Annotated in this window: 20 protein-coding genes; 9 read left to right on the top strand and 11 right to left on the bottom strand. The window is 68.2% G+C overall.

Annotated features, from left to right (window positions below):
• Positions 1-47: 47 nt before the first annotated feature.
• The 4 genes from V9K99_RS05190 to V9K99_RS05205 all read left to right on the top strand — a co-directional run bounded on the left by V9K99_RS05190 (position 48) and on the right by V9K99_RS05205 (position 4,361).
• The gene (locus V9K99_RS05190; RefSeq protein ID WP_337000561.1) at positions 48-1,106 is read left to right on the top strand and encodes a hypothetical protein; all 1,059 of its coding nucleotides are present in this window, start codon (positions 48-50) and stop codon (positions 1,104-1,106) included.
• Positions 1,103-2,398 carry a peptidoglycan-binding protein gene (locus tag V9K99_RS05195; protein WP_337000559.1) on the top strand — a complete coding sequence of 432 codons (1,296 nt, stop codon included), beginning with the start codon at positions 1,103-1,105 and terminating at the stop codon, positions 2,396-2,398. Before V9K99_RS05190 ends, V9K99_RS05195 begins: the two co-directional genes overlap by 4 nt.
• Complete coding sequence (locus V9K99_RS05200) at positions 2,395-3,087, top strand: ABC transporter ATP-binding protein (protein WP_337000557.1); 693 nt, start codon at positions 2,395-2,397, stop codon at positions 3,085-3,087. Before V9K99_RS05195 ends, V9K99_RS05200 begins: the two co-directional genes overlap by 4 nt.
• Before the next feature lie 116 nt (positions 3,088-3,203).
• Positions 3,204-4,361 (top strand): ABC transporter permease, encoded by a 1,158-nt coding sequence (locus V9K99_RS05205; protein ID WP_337000555.1) that lies wholly within the window; start codon positions 3,204-3,206, stop codon positions 4,359-4,361.
• Here the strand turns inward: V9K99_RS05205 and V9K99_RS05210 are convergent.
• The 3 genes from V9K99_RS05210 to V9K99_RS05220 all read right to left on the bottom strand — a co-directional run bounded on the left by V9K99_RS05210 (position 4,263) and on the right by V9K99_RS05220 (position 7,155).
• Positions 4,263-5,621 carry an MFS transporter gene (locus V9K99_RS05210; RefSeq protein ID WP_337000553.1) on the bottom strand — a complete coding sequence of 453 codons (1,359 nt, stop codon included), beginning with the start codon at positions 5,619-5,621 and terminating at the stop codon, positions 4,263-4,265. The genes V9K99_RS05205 and V9K99_RS05210 overlap by 99 nt on opposite strands.
• Before the next feature lie 41 nt (positions 5,622-5,662).
• The gene (locus V9K99_RS05215) at positions 5,663-6,595 is read right to left on the bottom strand and encodes an acyl-ACP desaturase (protein ID WP_337000551.1); all 933 of its coding nucleotides are present in this window, start codon (positions 6,593-6,595) and stop codon (positions 5,663-5,665) included.
• Between the two features lie 77 nt (positions 6,596-6,672).
• Positions 6,673-7,155, bottom strand: coding sequence for a DUF4188 domain-containing protein (locus V9K99_RS05220; protein WP_337000549.1), 483 nt, complete (start codon positions 7,153-7,155; stop codon positions 6,673-6,675).
• A gap of 59 nt (positions 7,156-7,214) precedes the next feature.
• Here V9K99_RS05220 and V9K99_RS05225 point away from each other — a divergent pair, with 59 nt between their 5' ends.
• Complete coding sequence (locus tag V9K99_RS05225; RefSeq protein ID WP_337000547.1) at positions 7,215-7,631, top strand: acyl-CoA thioesterase; 417 nt, start codon at positions 7,215-7,217, stop codon at positions 7,629-7,631.
• The gene (locus V9K99_RS05230; protein ID WP_337000545.1) at positions 7,628-8,734 is read left to right on the top strand and encodes a zinc-dependent alcohol dehydrogenase family protein; all 1,107 of its coding nucleotides are present in this window, start codon (positions 7,628-7,630) and stop codon (positions 8,732-8,734) included. The genes V9K99_RS05225 and V9K99_RS05230 overlap by 4 nt, the downstream gene beginning before the upstream one ends.
• On the opposite strand, the gene V9K99_RS05235 is transcribed toward V9K99_RS05230, so the two are convergent.
• Positions 8,716-9,162, bottom strand: coding sequence for a YciI family protein (locus V9K99_RS05235; protein ID WP_337000543.1), 447 nt, complete (start codon positions 9,160-9,162; stop codon positions 8,716-8,718). The two genes, V9K99_RS05230 and V9K99_RS05235, sit on opposite strands and share 19 nt — an antisense overlap.
• A 194-nt stretch (positions 9,163-9,356) precedes the next feature.
• Here V9K99_RS05235 and V9K99_RS05240 point away from each other — a divergent pair, with 194 nt between their 5' ends.
• Positions 9,357-10,787: a M12 family metallo-peptidase gene (locus tag V9K99_RS05240; RefSeq protein ID WP_337000541.1), complete on the top strand. Its 1,431-nt coding sequence runs from the start codon at positions 9,357-9,359 to the stop codon at positions 10,785-10,787.
• Positions 10,788-11,040: 253 nt separating this feature from the next.
• Here the strand turns inward: V9K99_RS05240 and V9K99_RS05245 are convergent, their stop codons facing one another.
• Genes V9K99_RS05245 through V9K99_RS05270 form a run of 6 tightly spaced genes read right to left on the bottom strand, consistent with a single transcriptional unit; the run spans position 11,041 to position 17,688 of the window.
• Positions 11,041-12,225 (bottom strand): M20 metallopeptidase family protein, encoded by a 1,185-nt coding sequence (locus V9K99_RS05245; protein WP_337000539.1) that lies wholly within the window; start codon positions 12,223-12,225, stop codon positions 11,041-11,043.
• On the bottom strand, positions 12,225-13,841 hold the full coding sequence (locus V9K99_RS05250) for an ABC transporter substrate-binding protein (RefSeq protein WP_337000537.1): 1,617 nt from the start codon (positions 13,839-13,841) through the stop codon (positions 12,225-12,227). The genes V9K99_RS05245 and V9K99_RS05250 overlap by 1 nt, the downstream gene beginning before the upstream one ends.
• 20 nt (positions 13,842-13,861) lie before the next feature.
• Positions 13,862-14,734, bottom strand: coding sequence for an oligopeptide ABC transporter permease (opp4C, locus tag V9K99_RS05255; RefSeq protein ID WP_337000535.1), 873 nt, complete (start codon positions 14,732-14,734; stop codon positions 13,862-13,864).
• Complete coding sequence (locus V9K99_RS05260) at positions 14,727-15,677, bottom strand: ABC transporter permease (RefSeq protein ID WP_337000533.1); 951 nt, start codon at positions 15,675-15,677, stop codon at positions 14,727-14,729. Before V9K99_RS05260 ends, opp4C begins: the two co-directional genes overlap by 8 nt.
• Positions 15,677-16,672 carry an ABC transporter ATP-binding protein gene (locus V9K99_RS05265; RefSeq protein WP_337000531.1) on the bottom strand — a complete coding sequence of 332 codons (996 nt, stop codon included), beginning with the start codon at positions 16,670-16,672 and terminating at the stop codon, positions 15,677-15,679. Before V9K99_RS05265 ends, V9K99_RS05260 begins: the two co-directional genes overlap by 1 nt.
• A complete protein-coding gene (locus V9K99_RS05270; RefSeq protein ID WP_337000529.1) occupies positions 16,669-17,688 on the bottom strand; it encodes an ABC transporter ATP-binding protein in 1,020 nt (339 codons plus the stop codon). Before V9K99_RS05270 ends, V9K99_RS05265 begins: the two co-directional genes overlap by 4 nt.
• Before the next feature lie 175 nt (positions 17,689-17,863).
• On the opposite strand from V9K99_RS05270, the gene V9K99_RS05275 reads away from it, so the two are divergent.
• On the top strand, positions 17,864-18,916 hold the full coding sequence (locus tag V9K99_RS05275; RefSeq protein ID WP_337000527.1) for an Lrp/AsnC family transcriptional regulator: 1,053 nt from the start codon (positions 17,864-17,866) through the stop codon (positions 18,914-18,916).
• Here the strand turns inward: V9K99_RS05275 and V9K99_RS05280 are convergent.
• On the bottom strand, positions 18,884-19,303 hold the full coding sequence (locus tag V9K99_RS05280; RefSeq protein WP_337000525.1) for a hypothetical protein: 420 nt from the start codon (positions 19,301-19,303) through the stop codon (positions 18,884-18,886). The two genes, V9K99_RS05275 and V9K99_RS05280, sit on opposite strands and share 33 nt — an antisense overlap.
• A gap of 70 nt (positions 19,304-19,373) precedes the next feature.
• Between V9K99_RS05280 and V9K99_RS05285 the strand changes: the two genes are divergently transcribed.
• Positions 19,374-20,552 (top strand): M48 family metalloprotease, encoded by a 1,179-nt coding sequence (locus tag V9K99_RS05285; protein ID WP_337000523.1) that lies wholly within the window; start codon positions 19,374-19,376, stop codon positions 20,550-20,552.
• The last annotated feature ends 63 nt before the right edge of the window (positions 20,553-20,615 follow it).

Here is a 20,615-nt window from a genome sequence, read left to right on the forward strand (position 1 = left end):
GGCTCCTTCACAGGTTCTTCATGCCCGCGCAGGCACGCTCCACAGCCATGAGAACCTCACAGAAAGCACTCGCCCTGGTGGCGGTCCTGGCCTTGGCCGGGTGTGGAAACTCCAATGACCCGGGTGCGGCGACCGGTGATCAGAAAAGTGACAAGAGCCCGCTCGCGGAGTACATGGGTGAGGGTTTCAGCTCGTCCGGCGGCCGGATGCGGATGGCGGTCCGGGCCGGGGGTGGCGGCGGGTCGTCCGAGGAGGAGCTGGCCAAGCAGCGCAAGGTCGAGGACGCCACCGCGGCCTGTATGAAGGCGGCCGGGTTCGAGTACGTCGCGGTGCCGCCGGAGTCGCAGCCGAAGAGCAAGTTCGACGACGCGTTCAGCCTGCCGGCGGACAAGTTCGCCGAGCAGTACGGCTACGGCATCAGCACCATCGACTGGTCCAAGGCCGGCGCCGACGACGACAGCAACCCGAACACCAAGATCCGCAACGCCCTGTCACCGAACGCGCAGAAGGCGTACGACAAGGCGCTGAACGGGCCGAGCTCGACCGGCAACGGCAACGTCGTGATCGCCCCGAAGGAGGGCGAGGGCCCGACCAACAGCGGCAAGATGGATCTCGGCTGCCGGGGCAAAGCCGCGGAGGAGGTCTACGGCAAGGGCCAGGACCGCGAGGCCGAGTTCAAGAAGTACGACAGCCTGTTCAAGGACATCCAGGCGCTCGCGAAGCGGATCGAGGACGACCAGCGCGTGGTCGACGCGACCACGGCCTGGGCCGACTGCCTCGCCGAGTCCGGTCAGGCCGGCTACAAGAAGATCGACGAGCCGCGGGAGAAGGTCCAACAGAAGCTGAACGAGCTGACCGGCAGCCAGCCGGGCGGGAGCAACCCGGGCAAGACCGTGATCGGCCCGCCGTCGTTCGACAAGGTGGACGCGGCCAAGCTGGCCGAGCTGCGCAAGTTCGAGATCGACCTCGCGGTGGCCGACCAGAAGTGCCGGGCCAAGGTGTACGACGAGCCGTACAAGACGGTCCAGTACGCGCTGGAGAAGGAGTTCGTCGAGCAGCACAAGGCCGAGCTCGAGGCGTTCCGCGACGGAATGGCGAACCGGTGACCGCTTCGCCCAAGTCCCGCCGCCGGGTGCTGGTCGGGGTGTCCACGGTGGCGACGCTCTCGCTCGGGGTGGGCGTCGCCGCCGGCAGCCGGATCACGTCGCCGGAGGACGCGGCCGCCAAGACCGCGGCCCCGAAGGCGTCCCAGATCACCGTTCCGGTGGAGAAGAAGGCGCTGTCCAGCAAGGTCGTCGGCCGGGGCGATGCCTCGTTCGACGGTGCGGTGAACATCCGGGTCGAGACCAGCGGTCTGACCACGCCGGCGATCGTGACCGGCAAGGTCCCGGCCGTCGGGTCGACCATCACCGAGGGGAAGGCCCTACTGGAGATCACCGGGCGCCCGGTGATCGGCCTGGCCGGCGTGCTCCCGATGTACCGCACGTTGAGCCCGGGCAGCAAAGGTCCCGACGTGCTTCAACTGGAGCAGACGCTGGACCGGCTCGGTCTCGATCCGGGCGACGTGGACGACGAGTACGACACCGACACCTCGGAGGCGGTCGAGCGGCTCTACGAGAAGGCAGGGTACGACGCTCCTGAGCCGGAGGAACGGCTCAGCCAGGAGGTCGACGCGGCCGAGAAGACCGTCGACCAGATGAAGAACGCCCTCCGCCAGGCCAAGGCCCAGTTGAAGCAGGCCAAGGACGCCAAAGCCAAGGACACCTCCGTCCAGCAGGGCGCGGTCGACGACGCCGAGGAGAACCTGGCCGACGCGCAGGAGAAGCTGAACGAGGCCGAGTTCAAGGCCGGTACCCCGCTGCCGGTGTCGGAGATCGTCTACGTGAAGACGCTGCCGCGCCGGGTCGACGACGTGAAGGTCGAGCGTGGCGGCACGGTGAACGGCGTGGTCATGTCGGCCAGCGGCGCCTCGCTCGTCGTCACGGTCAAGGTCGACGCACAGACCGCCGAGCGCCTGAAGGCCGGGATGGCCGCGACGCTCGACCTCGGCGAGGGTACGGCGGTGGCCGGCAAGGTCCGCCGGATCACCAAGAACGGCGACCAGTACGACGTCGTCGTCGCACCGAACACGCTGACGGCGAAGCAACTGGCGCTCTTCCGTGACGCGAATGTCCGGGTCACGATCCCGGTCAAGAGCACGGCCGGCAAGGTCCTCGCCGTACCGGTGGCCGCGCTGTCGTCCGGACCGGACGGCGGGTCGCGGGTCGAGGTACTGCGGGACGGGAAGATCGAACTGATCCCGGTCACGGTCGGGCTGTCGGCCGACGGTTATGCACAGGTCACGCCCAGCGGTGATTCCAAGCTGTCCGAAGGCGATCAAGTGGTGGTTGGACGATGAGCGCGACTGCGGTTGCTCTGCCGGCTCCGGTCGTGGAGATGATCGGCGTACGGCGGTTCTTCCCTGGACCACCCGAAGTACGGGCGATCCGGGAGGTCGACCTGACCATCGGGCAGGGGGAGTACCTGTCGATCGTTGGGCCGTCCGGGTCGGGGAAGTCGACGCTGCTGCATCTGCTCGGGCTGCTGGACAACCCGACCGGCGGCGTCTACCGGCTGGACGGCGTGGACACGATGAGCCTGCGGGAGCGGCGTCGCGCCGTACTGCGAGGTGAGCGGATCGGGTTCGTGTTCCAGTCGTTCCACCTGCTCGACCACCGGACTGTGCTGGAGAACGTGGCGCTGTCGATGGTGTACGTCGGGGTGCCCAGGCGCGAGCGGTTGGCGCGGGCCCGAGTGGCACTCGAGCGGGTCGGGCTCGCGCACCGGATGGACTTCGCGCCGACCACGCTCTCCGGCGGTGAGCGGCAGCGGGTCGCGATCGCGCGGGCGCTGGTCGCGGAGCCCAGCCTGCTGCTCGCGGACGAACCGACCGGCAACCTGGACAGCGCCAATGCGGAGGCGATCCTCGAGGTGTTCGACGAGTTGCACCACGAGGGGATGACGCTGGCCGTCATCACCCACGACGACCACGTCAGCAGCCGGGCCCAACGCCAGGTCCGCATCGTCGACGGGACCCTCCAGTGGTAACCCCCCAATCAGGCCCCCCGGATCCCGCCGGCGGGCCGTCCACCCCGCGCCGCACCCGTCGGCGCCTCAAATCCAGACCCGCAGTACGGGACCTACTGGATGAGGCGCTGGCGGGGGTGGCCGCACGACCTACCCGGCTGATCCTCACAACCCTTGGCACTGTGCTGGGGATTGCCGCGCTGGTGGGGACTGTGGGACTCGGGCAGACTGCGTCCGGGCAGATCACTCAGCGGTTTGATCTGGCTGCGGCCACGCGGGTTGTCGTGCAGCCGGAGGACAAAGGTGGGCAGGAAGGCGAGGCGGCGACCCAGCTTCCCTGGGACGCCCCCGACCGGATCCGGCGGCTGAACGGCGTCGAGGCCGCCGGCACCGTGAGCACGCTGGACGTCGGTGACGACCTGGTCCGCAGCGTCGCGGGTCTGGACGGCCAGAAGAACGGGCACGCGCTGAAGGTGATGGCGGGCTCGGCCGGGCTGTTCGACGCGGTGCGCGCGGTACTGCGGACCGGCCGGTTCTTCGACGCCGGTCACGACCAGCGCGGTGACAAGGTGGTTGTGCTCGGCAAACATGCGGCCGAGCGGCTCGGGATCAACCGGGTCGACTCACAACCAGCGGTGTTCATCGGCGACGAGCCGTACACGGTGATCGGCATCCTCGACTCCGTCACCGGCCGGGCCGAGCTCAACGACGCGGTGATCATGCCGAACGGTACGGCGAAGACGGCGTACGACCTGGAATCCCCGGACGCGGTCGAGATCCGGACCCAGGTCGGCGCGGCCCAGTTGATCGCCGGTCAGGCACCGGTCGCGATCCAGCCGAACGACCCGAGCACGCTCGCCGTCGACGCTCCGCCGAAGCAGGGCGCCGTACGCAAGGGTGTCGAGTCCGACCTGAACGCGTTGTTCCTGCTGCTCGGCGCGGTCGCGCTCCTCGTCGGCGGTCTCGGCATCGCGAACGTCACCCTCTTGTCGGTGCTCGAACGCGTCTCCGAGATCGGCCTCCGTCGGGCTCTCGGCGCGGCCCGAAGACATGTGGCCGTGCAGTTCTTGGTGGAGAGCGTGATCGTCGGGTTCCTGGGTGGATTGCTCGGTACGGCGGTCGGCGTACTGCTCACCGTGGGGGTGTCGTGGGTGCGGGACTGGACACCCATCCTGGACAACCGGCTCGCGTTCGGGTCACCCCTGCTGGGTGCGTTCATCGGCCTGGTCGCCGGCACGTACCCCGCGTGGAAGGCCTCCGCCATCCAGCCCATCACCGCCCTCCGCGGCACCTGAACCGTCCCGGCTGAGTCGTGCGTACACCACCGCGGTGACGACGAAGCCGAGCACGATGAAGGCGAGTACCAGGTACGACTTCCCGTCGTCGGGCAGGATCACCGCGCCGAGTGCGGCCGCGGAGACCTGCCCGACGTTGAAGATCATGTCGTAGAGCGAGAACACCCGGCCGCGGTAGACGTCGTCGACACCCGTCTGGACGAGGGTGTCGACGCTGATCTTCACGCCCTGCGCGCAGAAGCCGGTGAGGAAGCCGGCGGCGATCATCGCGGGCTGCGTGTAGAGGCCGCCGGGCATCGCAGTCACCACCGCGGCGGCGAAGAACAGCACCGTGATCCACTGCCGCAGTGTCATCACCCGGGTCGCCCACGGGGTGACCAGCGCGGCCAGGAACAGACCGGCTCCGACCGCGCCGGTCGCGACGGCGAGGGCGCCGAAGGCCTCGTCGAGCCGGTCGGGTCCGTAGAAGTGGTTGCGGTACAGCAGGATCATCGCGACGGTGACGAGGCCGAAGAAGAACCGCAGCGACCCGATTGCTGCGAGCCCGAGCGCGGGCTGCTTGCGCTCGCGCAGGTGCCGGCCGCCGTCGACCAGGCCCTTCGCGATGGTCCGGATCGCCTCGAGGACGCCTGGTTCGTCCCCGTTCAGGTCCGGGCCGAGCTGGTTGCGCTGGAGCCTGAGGGCGAGCAAGGCGGCCGCTGTATAGATAAGTACGGTCAGCCCGAGTACTGCGAGGTCGGAGTCGACGAGCAGCTTCACACCGGCTCCGACACCGCCGCCGATGAGGAAGGACGCCGTACCCGAGGTCGGGGTGACCGCGTTCGCCATCACCAGCTCGTCCCGCTCGACCACGTGCGGAAGGCCTGCGGACAGCCCGGACAGCAGGAACCGGTTCACTCCGAGGGTCAGCAGTACGGCGAGGTAGAACGGGACTCCCGCGTTGCCGATCGCAACGATCACGCCGACCCCGATGACGAGGACGGCCCGGGTCAGGTTGGCCCCGAACAGGATCTGCCGCCGCGACCACCGGTCCAGCAGGACGCCGGTGAACGGCCCGAGGATCGAGTACGGCAGCAGCGCCACCGCGAACAGCCCCGCGATCGCCGCCGCATCCGGCGCCCGCTCCGGCGAGAACAGCACGTACGACGCCAGCGCGACCTGGAACACCCCGTCGCCGAACTGCGACGTCAACCGCACCGCGAACAGTCGCCGGAAATCCCCACGCCGTAACAGCGTCGCCAGATCCCGGATGAACCGCACGCCCGCAGCCTAGCCCGGGCCTGACTACCGGGCTGACGGCGTCAGGCGGTCCGACGGGCGGCTTGGCGGGCCCGGAGGCGGTCGCGTTGCTCGACGAAGCGGGTGGCCTGGGCGTCGAGGCCGGTCATGAAGTCGGCGAGCTCGTCCCGTGCCTGGGCGCCGTCGCCGGAGAGATCCTCGCGGTCGAAGACCTTCCACTTCCGCAGGATCGGCGCGACCACCTCGTCGTGGTGCAGGCGCAGGTCGTAGATGCCGGCCTTGGCGATCGTCACCGAGTTGCGGGCGAATCCCTCCATCGTGGCGCCGGGCATCGAGAAGCTCATCACCTCGTTGGTGACCGCTCGCATGGTCTCGTTCGGCGCCGTCTCGAAGGCCGCGGCGACCAGGTTCCGGTAGAAGATCATGTGCAGGTTCTCGTCGGTCGCGATCCGCGCGAGCAACTGGTCCGCGATCTCGCAGCCGGTGGCCTTCCCGGTGTTGCGGTGGGAGACCCGGGTGGCCAGTTCCTGGAAGCTGACGTAGGCGATCGCTTCCAGCATGTTCTTGTCGACCTCGTGGCCGGCCGTCATGTGGGCCATCCGGGCGGTCTCCAACTCGACCGGGTCGACACCGCGGGTGACCACCAGGTAGTCCCGCAGGGCGATCCCGTGCCGGCCCTCCTCGGCGGTCCAACGGCCGACCCAGGTACCCCAGGCGCCGTCGAGGCCGAACTGGGTCGCGATCTCCCGGTGATACGAGGGCAGGTTGTCCTCGGTCAGCAGGTTGGTGATCATCGCGACCTTGGCGACCGGGTCCAGCCGGGACTGCTCCGGCGACCAGTCCTCACCGCCGAGGAAGGCGAAGTCGCGGCCCTCGCTCCACGGCACGTAGTCGTGCGGGTTCCAGTCCTTGGTGATGGCGAGGTGTCGTTCGAGATTCTGCTCGACCACGGGTTCGAGTTCGTGCAGCAGATTCGTCACCAGCTTGTCGGTCACCGGAATCTCCTTCCAAGGGGACTCCAACCCACCCTACGGCACCGTAGGTTACGGCACCGTAGGTTGGGGGACGACTACTAATCCTCCGGTTGCTGGTGCAGCCGCTCTGCCGCGGTGTCGCCGCGTTGGCTGACCGGGACGACGCCGGCGACCTTGCCCAGGCCGATCAGCGGCATGTTGCCGTAGATGGTTTCGGTGTTGCCGGCCGGTACGACGTACGTCTCGTGCCAGATCCCGGCGCCGCCGCCCTTGAACGACTGCCGGAAGTAGTCGAGCCAGGCGGGCCGGTGCGTCCGGCCGTCGTCGTTCGCGAACGCCTGCAGTTTCTCGACCGACTCCCAGTACTGGATCAGCGTGATCCCGCGCCAGGTCGGCAGCAGCCGGTACCCGAGCAGCCCGCTGTCCGGATCCTTCGACAGCTCCCGCAGCATCGGCCCCATCGCCCGCGCCACCGGCCGCCACGCCCGCACCGCCCGCAACGAGTTGACCCGCATCCCGATCAGGAACACCACGAGATCCCCGTCGTACGACGCCGTGTGCCGCCCCTCGATCACACCCATCCGCCTCACCCCTCAGTTGGTCAGGGCAAATCTCATGCTGATCACCTTATGGTGGGCCGATGGACAGGAGTTCTTTTCCGCATTTCCTGGGGATCACGTTGCGGTGGAAGGACAACGACGTCTACGGGCACGTGAACAACGTGGAGTACTACAGCTTCTTCGACACCGTGATCAACGACTTCCTGATCCGGGTCGGCGGGCTCGACATCCACCGCGGTGAGGTGATCGGGCTGTGCGTGGACTCGCAGTGCACCTTCAAGGATTCGCTGGAGTTCCCCGGCACGGTCGACGCCGGGTTGCGAGCCGGCAAGCTGGGGAACTCGAGCGTTCGCTACGAGATCGGCCTGTTCCGCCAGGGCTCTGACCAGCCGGCCGCGACTGGCCGGTTCGTGCACGTGTTCGTCGGCCGGGAGGACCGCCGCCCGGTTCCCGTTCCGGACCGCATCCGCGAGGCACTCGAAGGGATCACGGGATGATCGTGCGCGGCGCCGTACTGCGGGAGATGGGCCTGCCGACCCCGTACGCCGAGTCACGCCCACTGCGGATCGAGGACGTCGAGCTGGCGCCGCCCGGGCCGGGTGAGTTGCTGGTCCGGATCCGGGCCGCCGGGCTGTGTCACTCCGACCTGTCCGTCATCGACGGCTCGCGACCGCGGGTGATGCCGATGCTTCTCGGCCACGAGGCCACCGGCGAGATCGTCCGTTCGGAGGCGCCCGGGTTCGCCACCGGTGACACGGTCGCGTTCGCCTTCGTCCCCGCCTGCGGCGAGTGCGGACCTTGCGCCGAGGGCCGGGCCGCGTTGTGCGAGCCGGGTGCCGCCGCCAACACGGCCGGCACCCTCCTGAACGGCGTACGACGTCTTGACGGGGTGCACCACCATCTCGGGGTGTCCGGGTTCGCCGACCATGCGGTGGTGTCGGCGCGGTCGGCGGTGAAGATCGACCCGTCGCTGCCGCCGGAGATCGCGGCGTTGTTCGGGTGCGCGGTGATGACCGGCGTCGGCGCGGTGGTGAACACCGCCCAGGTCCGGGCCGGCCGGAGCGCGGTCGTCTTCGGCCTCGGCGGGGTCGGGCTGTCGGCGCTCCTCGGCGCGGTCCTGGTCGGAGCACATCCGCTGGTCGCGGTGGACGTCGTACCGGAGAAGCTGGAGCTGGCCCGGTCCCTCGGTGCCACCCACGCCATCGATGCCCGCGACAACGAGGCTCTAGCGGCAATCAGGGAGGCGACGTCAGGCGGTGCCGACTACGCCTTCGAGACGGTCGGGAGCGGGAAGGTGCTCGAGCAGGCGTACGCCGCCACCCGCCGGGGCGGAACCACCGTGACCGTCGGCCTGCCGCATCCGTCGCAGTCGTTCAGCATCCCCGCGGTCAGCCTGGTCGCCGAGGAGCGCACGGTGAAGGGCTCCTACCTGGGCTCAGCCATCCCCAGCCGGGACATCCCGCGCTACATCGCGCTCTACCAGGCCGGCCGACTCCCGGTCGACCGGCTGCTCACCTCGACCGTCGGGCTCGACGACCTGAACGCGGCCTTCGACCGGCTCGCCGCCGGGACGTCGATCCGTCAGGTGTTGCTGCTCTGATAGTTCTCGGCGGCCTTGTCCCAGGTCGCCTCGTCGCGGGCGCGCGCCTCCGGGGTGTACTCGCCGCCGAAGTCGTCCGCGGTCGCGACCTGCCTGATCTCCAGCGCGCCGCCCGAGTTGCTGTCGTCGGCAGCCATACAGCGCCAGCCCCACTCGATCGCCTCCTCGCGGGACGCGACCTCGATCAGGCAGAAGCCCGCGATCAGCTCCTTGGTCTCCGTGAACGGGCCGTCGACGACGCGCTGCTTGCCGGCGTTGAGCTCCAGCCGGAAGCCTTTCGAGCTCGGCAGCAGCCCTTCGCCCGCCAGCAGAATGCCCTTCTCGGCCATCTCCGCCATCACCCGGCCCATCTCGGTCAGGCTCTTCTCGCTCGGGTTCTGCCCGGCCTCGGACTCGTCGCTGGCCTTGAACACCATCATGAACCGCATCGGATCTCCCCTCCTGGAATCCCCATCATGGCCCAGCAGCGGGCCGGTGGACGCGCCGCAGACGCAGGTTAATTCCGCGGAAAAGTATTCCCACCCGGGCAACCATCGGGCAGGCTACGCACCGTGCGGATCCGCCCACCGCACGTGAGGCATGTCACAAGTGAGGCGTAGGAGTCCCTGAGGAGGACCCCCTAATGCACACCCGTTTCCGCCGTACCGGTGCGCTCGTCGGCGCCGGAGCCGTTGTCTTCGGTGCGCTGGCCGTGGTGGCCGGCAACCAGGCCGACGCACAGCAGCCCGCCCCCACCCCGATCGACCAGCTCCTCGGTCAGGAGCTCCAGGGGAAGGCCGCGCTGAGCAAGGTCCAGACCCGGCTCGCCGAGCTGTCCGAGCGCAACGGCATACCCGCCGCGAAGCTGCAGCAGATCCTGGCCACCGACAAGACCAGCTGGCTGGACAAGGACGGCAAGCTCTTCTACCGGGAGCCGGTCAGCGGCACGAAGCAGGCCGCGGCGCCGTCCCCGCGCTGGGCCACCAAGGCGGTCGCCGCCGCCACCGGACCGGCGTTCGAGCTGCACAGCAAGCCGGGCTCCAACCGGGTCATCTACCTGGACTTCGACGGCCACACCATCAGCGGTACGGCGTGGAACACCAACGGCAAGCCCGCCACCGTGAACGTCACCCCGTACGACACGAACGGCAACACCACGACTTGGAGCACGGCCGAACAGGACGTCGTACGGGATGTCTGGGCCCGGGTCGCCGAGGACTACGCACCGTTCGACGTCGACGTGACCACGCAGGCCCCGGCCGAGTCGGCGATCACCCGGTCCGGTGGCTCCGACCAGCAGTACGGCACCCGGGTCCTGATCGACCCGACCACCTGGTACCAGTCCGGCTGCGGTTGTGGCGGGGTCGCGTACGTCGGTGTGTACGACAACAGCAGCAACCACGCCTACTACCAGCCGGCCCTCGTCTTCACCAAGGGCGTCGGTACCGGAGCGAAGAACATCGCCGAGGCCGCGTCGCACGAGGCCGGCCACAACATCGGCCTCAGCCACGACGGTACGGCGTCCGTCGGGTACTACCAGGGTCACGGCGCCTGGGCCCCGATCATGGGCGTCGGCTACTCCAAGGCGATCAGCCAGTGGAGCAAGGGCGAGTACTCCGGTGCCAACAACAAGGAAGACGACTTCGCGGTGGCCGGCCAGAACGGCCTGGCGCTGCGGGCCGACGACCACGGCAACGGCACGACCGACGCCACTGCCCTCACCCTCGGTACCAGCGTGAAGGGCGTCTACGCCAGCGACTCCGACGTCGACACGTTCCGGATCGACCTGTCGGCCGGCACCTTCACCTTCGCGGCGAACGCGGCAGCGTCCGGGGCTGACCTGGACATCAAGCTGCAGCTGCTGAACTCCGCCGGCACCGTGCTGGCCACCGCCGACCCGGCCGCAGGCCAGACGAACTCGGCCACTCCGACCGGTCTGAGCGCGAGCATCAGCCGGCAGGTGACAGCCGGGCGGTACTACCTGCGGGTCGAGAACACCGGCTACGGCAACCCGCTGAACACCGGCTACTCCACCTACGGCAGCCGCGGGGCCTACACGGTCCGCGTCAGCTGACCCAGCTGAGCCGCCCGGGGCCGTCGTTCCCACCGAGACCGACGGCCCCGGGGCCTTTGTGGGGGCCGGATCGGCTTGGGCGCGGGTGTTACCAGCGCTCTCCCGGGTAGGTACTTACCTGCGGGTCGCCAACGTCGGCCACGTCGACCCGGCTACTCCACCTACGGCAGTCGCGGGGCCTACGGCCTCGCCGTCGCGCCGTCCTGATCCCTGCGGCTGGCCGGCCTCTGGCGGGCCGGCCAGCCGCAGGCCCTTACGCGGGGATCAGGTGAGTCGCTGCGAGCTGGGCAAGCGCCGCAGCCTGATCACCGAGTACGGCGTCGTCGAAACGCACCACGCTCGAGTGGTTGGACGGTCCGTCCTCACCGACATCGTCCGGGCGCGCGCCCAGCATCACGAACGTGCCGGGCACCTCCTCCAGCACCATCGAGAAGTCCTCCGACCCCATCAGCGGGTTGTCGAACGGCGGCACCCGCTCCGCGCCGAACAACTCACCCAGTAGCGCCGAGGTCTCCGCCGTACGCTCCGCATGGTTGATCGTCACCGGGTACTGCTTGTCGAACTGCACGTCGACCGTGCAGCCGTGTGCCGCCGCGATCCCCTGAGCCAACGTCGGCAGGTCCCGCGACAGTTGGTCGAAGGTCTCGTTCGACAGCGTGCGCACGGTGGCGCCGAGCCGGGCGGTGTTCGGGATGACGTTGATCGCGACCCCGGCCGAGAGCTGAGTCACCGTGATCACTACCGGATCGAACACGTTCACCTTGCGGGTCGCGTACGTCTGCAACGCCAGCACCAGCTCGGCGACCACCGGCACCGGGTCCACCGTCGTGTACGGCGACGAGCCGTGCCCGCCCTGGCCGTGCACAGTGATGTGCAACTGGTTCGAGCCGGCCATCATCGTCCCCGGCCGGGTCTGGAACAGTCCCTTTTCGGCATGCGACCAGACATGGATCGCGTACGCGGCGATCGGCTTGTCGCCGGTCGCCTGCAGCAGACCCTCCCGGATCATGTAGCCCGCGCCGCCCAGGCCTTCCTCACCCGGCTGGAACATGAAGAGCACGTTGCCCCGCAGTTCCTCGCGATGCGCACTGAGCAGCCGCGCCGCACCGACGAGTCCAGCCGTGTGCAGGTCGTGGCCGCAGGCATGCATGTTCCCGTTGGTGGACACGTACTCGAGCTCGGTCTCCTCGACCACCGGCAGCGCGTCCATGTCACCCCGGAGCAACACCGTCGGCCCCGGCTGTCCACCCCGCAGTACGCCGACCACCGAGGTCAGCTCCTGACCGGTACTGATCTCCAGCGGCAGCCCGGCCAGCGCATCCAGCACCATCGCCTGCGTCTTCGGCAGATCCAACCCGACCTCGGGGATCTGGTGCAGCTCCCGTCGCAGCTCGACCAGGCCAGGCGCGATCGCCGCGCCCTCCTCGATCAGGTTCATCAGCTTGCTCCCTCGAACGCCCACTGGCCGATGTTCGCCACCGTACCCGGCCAGAACGGCGTCGCACCGCCGACCGCCACCGACTTGTTCGTCGCGGCCACCGCGTGGTCGGAGTACAGGGTCAGCACTGGCAGGTCGGCCTGCCACAGCTTCTGCAGGTTGTTGTAGATCGTGTGCCGGGCGGCGGTGTTCGCCTCAGACCTGCCCGCGACCAGCAGCTTGTCACTCTCCGGCGAGTTGTAGCCGGTCAGGTTGAACGAACCGGTCGAGGCGTACATGTTCGACACGTCCGGGTCGATGTTGAAGGTCAGCCCCATCAGCACCATGTCGTGGTCCTTGGCCCGCGCCTTGGCCAGCGTGGTCGGGAAGTCGTAGTTCGTCTGGACGACGTTCAGCCCGATCGCCTTGAAGTTCTGCAGCAGGATGTCGGCCGACCGCTCCCGGATCTTGTTGCCGGTCGGCACCACGAAGTTGATCTTCTTGCTGAAGTCCCAGCCCGCCTCGGTGAGCAGCTTCTTCGCCAGCGCCGGGTCGTAGGTCAGCGTCTTGAGGTTCTTGTCCAGGTACGGGCTCTGGCTGGTGTACGGGCCGTCGATCACCTCGCCGTTGCCGAGCAGCAGCTCGTCGACGATCTGCTGCCGGTTGATCGCGTGTGCGAGGCCCTGCCGCATCCGCGGGTCCGGGAACGTCTTCACGTTGAACTGGATCGTCTGGAACCCGATCGTCGGGTTGACCTTGGTGGTCACGTCCTTGAGGTTCTCGACCGTCTTCAGGTCCTGGAACGGGACGTTCCCGATCCCGCCGCCGGAGTTCATCATGATCGACCCGGTCTGCAGCTCACCGGCCAGGTTCGCGGCCGGCATGATCTTCATGATCAGCTTCGCGATCTTCGGCGCACCACCGTAGTACGACGGATCGGCGGCGTACTCGATGCTCGCGTTCTGGGTGTACTTCGTGAACTTGTACGGTCCGCTGGTGACATCGGGCAGCTGGGCGAACTTGCTGTCGTCGATCTGCGCCGGCGCGGTCTTGGCCAGCACGTGCTCGGGCATGATGACCACCTTGGTGCCGATCATCTCCTTGACGTAGTTCGGATCCGTCGCGGTCTTGGTGGTGAACACGACCGTGCTGTCGTCGACGGCCTTCAGCCCGGGTACGGCGGTCTGACCTTTCGGAAGCTTGCCGGTGGCATCGAGCCCGGTGAGCGGGGCGATGTTGCCGCCGAGGGTGGTGAGCGAGTCCCGGTTGGCGATCAGGTTGATCGTGTAGACGACGTCCTTCGCGGTGATCGGCTGACCGTCGCTCCACTTCGCACCGGTGCGAAGCTTCACCGTGAAGGTCTTGTTGTCCTTGCTCTCGATCGACTCGGCCAGTTTCGGCACGAACTTCAGCGGCTCCGGCTGGTCCATCAGCGTGTCCATCACGAACCGCACCGCGAACTGCCCGGCGACATCGGACTGGTTGATCGGGTTGAAGCTGGCCGGCGGGTTGACCGTGCCGAGGTAGAGCGTGTCACCGGCCGCGCTGCCGCCGGTGTCACCCGCACACGAGGATGCGATCAGCAACGCGCCGGCAGTGAGTGGCGCGATCACCACTCTGGTCAATCTCGTTTTCATCGGGGTCCCTTCGGTGGGCGTCAGGTCTGGGAGCGGGACTCCATCGAGTCGCGGAGGCCGTCGCCGACGAAGTTGATCGACAGCACGGCGAGCAGGATCATCAGGCCGGGCGGGATCCAGATCCACGGCTGACTGGACAGCACGGTGATCGACTGCGCCTCGCTGAGCATGTTTCCCCAGCTGGCGGCCGGCGGCCGGACGCCCATCCCGAGGAAGCTCAGCCCGGACTCGAGGATGATCGCCTGTGCGACACCGAAGGTCGCGTTCACGATGATCGGCGACAGCGCGTTCGGCAGGATGTGCCGGAACAGGATCCGCGGCGTCCGGTACCCGAGGGCCACCGCGGCCTGGACGTAGTCGCTCTGCTTGATCGACAGCACGCTGCCGCGGACCAGCCGGCAGATCATCGGCCAGGCCAGCACGCCGATCACGCAGATGATGGTGAACAGGCTCGGGCCGAGCACGCTGACCAGGATCAGGATGACCATGAAGTACGGGAACGACATGAACACGTCGGTGATCCGCATGATCACCTGGTCCACCCAGCGTCCGTAGTACCCGGCCAGCAGTCCGAGCAGTACACCGATGACGACGTACACGACGACCGCTCCGACGCCCACGCTCATCGACACCCGGGCGCCGTAGATCAGCCGGCTCAGCACATCCCGTCCGACCGAGTCCGTGCCGAGCAGATGCTCACCGGACGGCGACGACTCGAACTTGCCGAAGATCTGGTTCGGATCGTGTGGCGCCAGCAGAGGTGCGAGCGCCGCCATCAGCACCATCAGTACGACGACCACCAGCCCGGCAACCGCCATCCGGTGCTTGCGGAACCGCCTGATCATCAGCCGCGCGGCCGACCGCCCGGTCTCCGGCTCAACCCTCTTATGCATAAGCAACCCTCGGGTCCACCACCGCGTAGGCGATGTCGGTGAGCAGGTTGGCCGCGAACACCGCGACCGCCGCGATCAGATTGATGCCCATCAGTACGGCGTAGTCCCGGGAGCCGATCGACTGGATCGTCAGCAGGCCGATGCCGGGCCACTGGAAGATCTGCTCGGTGACGATCGCACCGCCGATCAGCGCGGACAGGTCGATGCCGATGACCGTGACGACCGGGATCAGTGCGTTGCGCAGCGCGTGCTTGTTGGTGATCACCGACGTACCCAGGCCCTTGGCCTTCGCCGTCCGGATGTAGTCCTGGCCGAACGCGTCGATCATGCTCGACCGGACGTACCGGACCATGTTGGCCGCGATCGCGGTGGCCAGGACGACGACCGGCAGGACCAGATGTGACACCCGGTCGGCGAACCCGCCGCCGCGGCCGAGCGTGAGCATGCCGCCGGTCGGGAACCAGCCCAGCGTCAGCGCGAACACGTAGATCATCGCCAGGCCGAGGAAGAAGTGCGGCACCGAGATACCGAGGAACGACGCCCCGACGACGCCGTAGTCGGCGATCGTGTTGCGCCGCCGGGCCGCGTAGATCCCGATCGGGATGGCGACCAGGTAGGCGACGACGAGCGACGTACCCATCAGCAACAGGGTCGGGCCGATCCGGTCGCCGATCAGCTGGGTGACCGGCTCGCGGTTCTGGAACGAGACGCCGAGGTCGCCCTGGAACAGGCGGCCGAGCCAGTGCAGGTACTGCGTGAACACGGGCTGGTCGAGCCCGAGTTCGGCCTCGGTCCGGGCGACGTCCTCGGGGGTCGCGGTCGGGGAGAGGAACAGGTCGGCCGGACTGCCCGGGGCCAGGTTGATGATGAAGAAGTTGATCACGGTGACACCGAGCAGGACCGGGATACCGATCAATAGCCGGCGGATGAGGTAGCTGACCATCAGCTTGCCCTTGTCTCGTCGGACAGCGGGAAGTGGCAGGCCACCTGACGCCCGCCACCTCCCGCCGTGCTCAGCGGTGGAGCGTCGGTGCGGCAGACGTCTTGTGCGTACGGGCAGCGGGTGTGGAAGACGCAGCCGGCGGGTGGGTTCGCCGGGCTGGGGACGTCGCCCTCGACGATGATCCGCGGCCGATCACGCAGGCGTGGATCCGGCTCGGGATAGGCGTCGAGCAGGATCTCCGTGTACGGGTGTCGGGGTTGCGCGAAGATGTCCGCCGTACTCGCGGTCTCCATCACCTTGCCGAGGTACATCACCACGATCCGGTCGCTGATGTACTTGATCGCGCCCAGCCCGTGGGAGATGAACACATAGGTCAGGCCGAACTCGGCCTGCAGATCCTTGAGCAGGTTGAGCACCTGGGCCTGGATCGAGACGTCCAGCGCCGACACCGGCTCGTCGCACACGATCAGCTTCGGCTCGAGCATCAGTGCCCGCGCGATACCCACTCGTTGCCGTTGGCCACCAGACAGCTCGTGCGGATACCGGTCGAGATAGATCGCCGGCAGTCCGACCGTCGTGAGCATCTCGGCGGCCTTCGCCTGTGCGCCGGCGCGATCGAGTCGTTTGTGAGCGATCAGTGGCTCGGCCAGCAGATCGCCGATCCGGATCTGCGGGTTCAGCGACGAGTACGGATCCTGGAACACCATCTGCAGTTCGGTCCGCAGCCGGCGCATCTTCGCGCCTTGCAGCGTGGCGATGTCGGTGCCGTCGAACACCACCGATCCCGCCGTCGGCACCTCCAGTCGTACGACGGCCCGCCCGGTGGTCGACTTGCCACAGCCGGACTCGCCGACGATCCCGACCGTCTCACCCGGATACACGTCGAAGCTCACGTCGTCGACGGCCCGTACGTGTCCGACCGTTCGCGCGACGACTCCCTTGCGAATCGGGTAGTAGCGCTTGAGGTTGCGCACCTGCAGCAGTGGCTCCGTCATGCCGGCACCCCGATTTCGTCGTACAGCCAGCAGCGGACCCTGTGAGGGCTCTTGCCGGCGACCGGGACAAGTGCGGGCGGCTCGGTGGCGCAGCGGTCCATCGCCTGCGGGCAGCGCTCGTGGAAGCGGCAGCCGGAAGGCATCTGCGAGAGGTTCGGCACCGAACCCGAGATCGGGGTCAGGCGGTCGCCGGCCGGTGTGGTGATGTGCGGGATCGATCGGAGCAGCGCGCTCGTGTACGGGTGCTTCGGCTCGTCGAACAGGGTGTAGACGTCGGTTTCCTCGACGATCTGGCCGGCGTACATGACCGCGACCCGATCGGCCATCTCCGCGACGACTCCGAGGTCGTGGGTGATGAAGATCATCGCCGTACCGGTCTCGGCGCTGAGCTCCCGCATCAACCGCAGGATCTGCGCCTGGATCGTGACGTCCAGCGCCGTCGTCGGCTCGTCCGCGATGATCAGCTTCGGTGCGCAGCTCAACGCCATCGCGATCATCGCCCGCTGCCGCATCCCACCCGACAACCGGTGCGGATGGTCGTCGACCACCTCCTTGGCCCGCGGGATGCCGACCTTGTCCAGCAACTCGATCGCGCGCGCCCGGGCCTCGGCCTTGGTCAGGCCGAGATGCAGGATCATCGTCTCGGCCAGCTGGTCGCCGATGGTCAGCACCGGGTTCAGCGACGTCATCGGCTCCTGGAAGATCATCGCGATCGCGTGTCCGCGGATCCGGCGCAACTCCTCCTCCGGCAGCCTGGCGAGATCCTGTCCCTCGAACACCACCGACCCATCGGTGACCCGTCCGTTGCCGGCCAGCAGCCCCATGATCGACAGCGCGGTGACCGACTTCCCGCTCCCGGACTCGCCGACCAGACACAGCGTCTCGCCGGCCGCCAGCTCGAAGCCGACCCCGTCCACCGACGTGACCGGCCCCTGGTCGGTGCTGAACTCCGTTCGCAGACCCTGGACCCGGAGCAGCACATCGCCGGGCACGTTCGCGCGGGAACTGTCGGACAACCGATCCTCCATGGGGCGTCGAGGCCGGACCAGCTTGGGGGCGGTGGGCAACAAACGGCCGCCGGGTGTCTGGTCCTTCGAGGATGGTCCGCTGTTCGCGGATTCGATCAAATCCTTGTCATGACATCGCAGGGAACTTGCGTGCAGGCTGAGGCGCGTGCGGGGATTTTGAGTTGTGGACGAAGTAGATTTCGCGCTGGTTAACGCTTTACAGCACGCCCCGCGGGCAAGTTGGTCGCAGCTCGAGGCCGTTCTCGGCGTCGACGCGTCGACCCTGTCGCGCCGCTGGACCCGGCTGGTCGAGAGCGGCCTGGTGTGGAGCTCGTGCTTCGCGGTCAGCCCGGCCGAGCCGGACCGCCAGGACGGCCGCTTCGACGCCGCGGCTCACCCGTTGACCGGCGTACTCGCGCTGGTCGAGGTGTACTGCGTCGCCGGCCTGCGCGAGAGCGTCATCGACCACGTCGCGCGGACCCCGTCGGTGCTGACCATCGAATGCACCTCCGGCGGGCCCGAACTGATCCTCACCGTCTCCGGCCCGTCCGTCGCCGAGGTCGACGCGTACGTCGCCACCGAGCTCGCCGCGGATCCCGGCGTACTGAGCACCAGGACCCACTTCACCCGTACCTTCTTCAAGGAGGGCACGAGCTGGCGTCCCGGCGTACTCAACCAGCGGCAGGTCCGGGCGTTGCACGTGTTGCCGGTCACCGGGATCGACGCCCCCGCCGTGCCGACGCGACTGCACGAACGCGTCATCAACGGCCTCGCGGGCGACATCCGCCGATCGGCCACCTCGATCGCCGACGAACTCGGCAAGAGCGTCGCCACCGTCACCCGCGCGATCGGCCAGATCCTGCACGCACCGTGGTCCCGCACCCGCGTCGACCTCGCGCACAACCTGGTCGGCTACAACGCGTCGGTGATGGTCTGGTTCAGCGTCCCGCATCACCAGGTGGAGATGGTCGGCGCCGGGCTGGCCCTGATGCCGGAGACCCGGATGTGCTGCTCGGTCGTCAACCGCGCCAACCTCGTCGTCGTCTTCTGGCTCCGCGACCTCCGCGACCTGGACGCCATCGAAACCAAGATCGCCCGCGCCTTCCCCACCGCCCGCACCGAAGACCGCTGGCTCCTCCCACGCTTCCCCAAGCGCCTGGGCCACACCCTCACCCCCACCGGCCACCACGCCGCCTTCGTCGGCTCATCGGTTGACGCGGTCCGCGGTGATCTGTAGGGACTCCAGGAGCATCGAGAGGGATTCGTTCAGATCGAGGATGCGACCGTGTTCGGCCGGCTCGGCGGTGTCGGCGATCCGGCCGATCTCGGCGATGGCGGCGTGGAGCCCCTCCATCCGCTCGTCCGCACTGCCCTGCGCGGTCCGCGCCTGCCGGTGGACTCTGAGGGCTTCCGACATCGCGTCGGACAGTGGTGGTTGCTCAGAGCTGAGGGCACTGTCCAACGAGATCATCAGCATCCGGGCGGCTTCCTGGTCCGCCACCGGGTGAACGGTCTCCACCAGCGTCCGCAACCGCTCGACCTCGAGCGCCAGCGCCACCAGGTCGAGCGAACCTGCCGCCTCCAGCACCCGCCCGTACTCCGCATCGAACCCGTCGTAGTCCATGGCCCTCGGTACCCCTGTCGCGTGTCGGCCACCCATCGGTTTCGTCGGTGGGCGTGGTTACTGTGGCTGGATGTTGTCGCCGTTGGGGTACCACCGCGCTGTGCTGGCGTACGTACGCCGGGTGGACGAGCGTGCGTGGACGGCGTTGCGAGGTGGCCCGGTCGGCGGTGTGGGCGACGTACTGCTCCGGAACGCCTACCGGCTGGAGGAAGCAGCGCATCCGGCCGTGCATCAAGCGGGGCGCCGAGCCGCCGAGGCTCTGGGGATGGACGCGGAGCTCGAGTTCTACCAGGTGCACGGTCAGGCCAACGCCTGCTACGTCCACCAAGCCGGTACGGCGGTTGTCGTCTTCGAGGGATCGCTGCTGGAGAAGCTGGACCAGGACGAGTTGACCGCCGTGATGGGTCATGAGCTGGCGCATCGGCTGCTGTGGGACGCGGAGGACGGCGCGTACCTCGCGGTGGACCGATTGCTAGACGCTGCGGCCGGGGATGCCCGGACACCACAGCAGTATCTGGAGACGCATCGGCGGTGGGGCCTGGCAACAGAGCTGTACGCCGACCGCGGGGCGTTGACGGCCTGCGGCGACCTCAGCACCACTCTTCGCGCGCTGCTCAAGCTCGAGACTGGCCTGAGCACGGCGGATCCCGACGCTTATCTGCGGCAGGCCGACGAGCTCGACCTGAGCTCGGGGAGTCGGGGGACCACTCACCCCGAGGGCGTGGCCCGTGCCTGGGCACTGAAGAACTGGCTTGCCGGGGAAGACGTGGAGTCGCTGATCACCGGTCCGGTCGACATCGACGCGCCGGATCTCCTCGACGCGGTCCTGCTGCGGGATCTGAGCAGCGAGTTCGCCGCCTCGATCGCACACACGGACGGCCTGCGTACGGATGCGGTTGCCACGTTCGCCGCCGGATTCTCGGATGCGCCCGTCGTACCCGTTTTGAAGGTTCCGCGCTTCGATGAGCCACTGCCGGTGCGGCCGGTCGACGGGGCGCCGTTGCCGCGACCGAGACAGTTGGTGGAGGCAACCAAGCGGTACCTCTGCTACCTGCTGCTGGATCTGGCCACCGCCGACCCGGACACCGGTGACGCCGGGCTGGTCGCGTCGATGGTGATCGCCCGGCGCGCGGGCCTCACGGCGTACGACGATCTGGCCGACGACGAACTCGGCTGGAGCGACAAACGCCGAGCAAAACTGGCCGACGCCGCCAACGAGGTGCTCAGTGAGCGAGCGAGCAATGGGTAGGGCAGCGTTCGCGCCGGAACCGGGCGCCGGCGAGGTGGAGTCGCGGGCAATGGGTAGGGCAGC

This window comes from Kribbella sp. CCNWLW201, assembly GCF_037203805.1.
Lineage (GTDB): Bacteria > Actinomycetota > Actinomycetes > Propionibacteriales > Kribbellaceae > Kribbella.

Bases quoted from the DNA above. Each gene is read 5' to 3' on its own strand.
- V9K99_RS05235 (WP_337000543.1), bottom strand. From the start codon at position 9,162: ATGCGGTTCATGATGGTGTTCAAGGCCAGCGACGAGTCCGAGGCCGGG.
- V9K99_RS05250 (WP_337000537.1), bottom strand. From the start codon at position 13,841: ATGAAAACGAGATTGACCAGAGTGGTGATCGCGCCACTCACTGCCGGC.
- V9K99_RS05230 (WP_337000545.1), top strand. From the start codon at position 7,628: ATGATCGTGCGCGGCGCCGTACTGCGGGAGATGGGCCTGCCGACCCCG.
- V9K99_RS05190 (WP_337000561.1), top strand. From the start codon at position 48: ATGAGAACCTCACAGAAAGCACTCGCCCTGGTGGCGGTCCTGGCCTTG.
- V9K99_RS05200 (WP_337000557.1), top strand. From the start codon at position 2,395: ATGAGCGCGACTGCGGTTGCTCTGCCGGCTCCGGTCGTGGAGATGATC.
- V9K99_RS05245 (WP_337000539.1), bottom strand. From the start codon at position 12,225: ATGAACCTGATCGAGGAGGGCGCGGCGATCGCGCCTGGCCTGGTCGAG.
- V9K99_RS05280 (WP_337000525.1), bottom strand. From the start codon at position 19,303: ATGGACTACGACGGGTTCGATGCGGAGTACGGGCGGGTGCTGGAGGCG.
- V9K99_RS05240 (WP_337000541.1), top strand. From the start codon at position 9,357: ATGCACACCCGTTTCCGCCGTACCGGTGCGCTCGTCGGCGCCGGAGCC.
- V9K99_RS05265 (WP_337000531.1), bottom strand. From the start codon at position 16,672: ATGACGGAGCCACTGCTGCAGGTGCGCAACCTCAAGCGCTACTACCCG.
- V9K99_RS05260 (WP_337000533.1), bottom strand. From the start codon at position 15,677: ATGGTCAGCTACCTCATCCGCCGGCTATTGATCGGTATCCCGGTCCTG.
- V9K99_RS05220 (WP_337000549.1), bottom strand. From the start codon at position 7,155: ATGGGTGTGATCGAGGGGCGGCACACGGCGTCGTACGACGGGGATCTC.
- V9K99_RS05285 (WP_337000523.1), top strand. From the start codon at position 19,374: ATGTTGTCGCCGTTGGGGTACCACCGCGCTGTGCTGGCGTACGTACGC.
- opp4C (WP_337000535.1), bottom strand. From the start codon at position 14,734: ATGCATAAGAGGGTTGAGCCGGAGACCGGGCGGTCGGCCGCGCGGCTG.
- V9K99_RS05225 (WP_337000547.1), top strand. From the start codon at position 7,215: ATGGACAGGAGTTCTTTTCCGCATTTCCTGGGGATCACGTTGCGGTGG.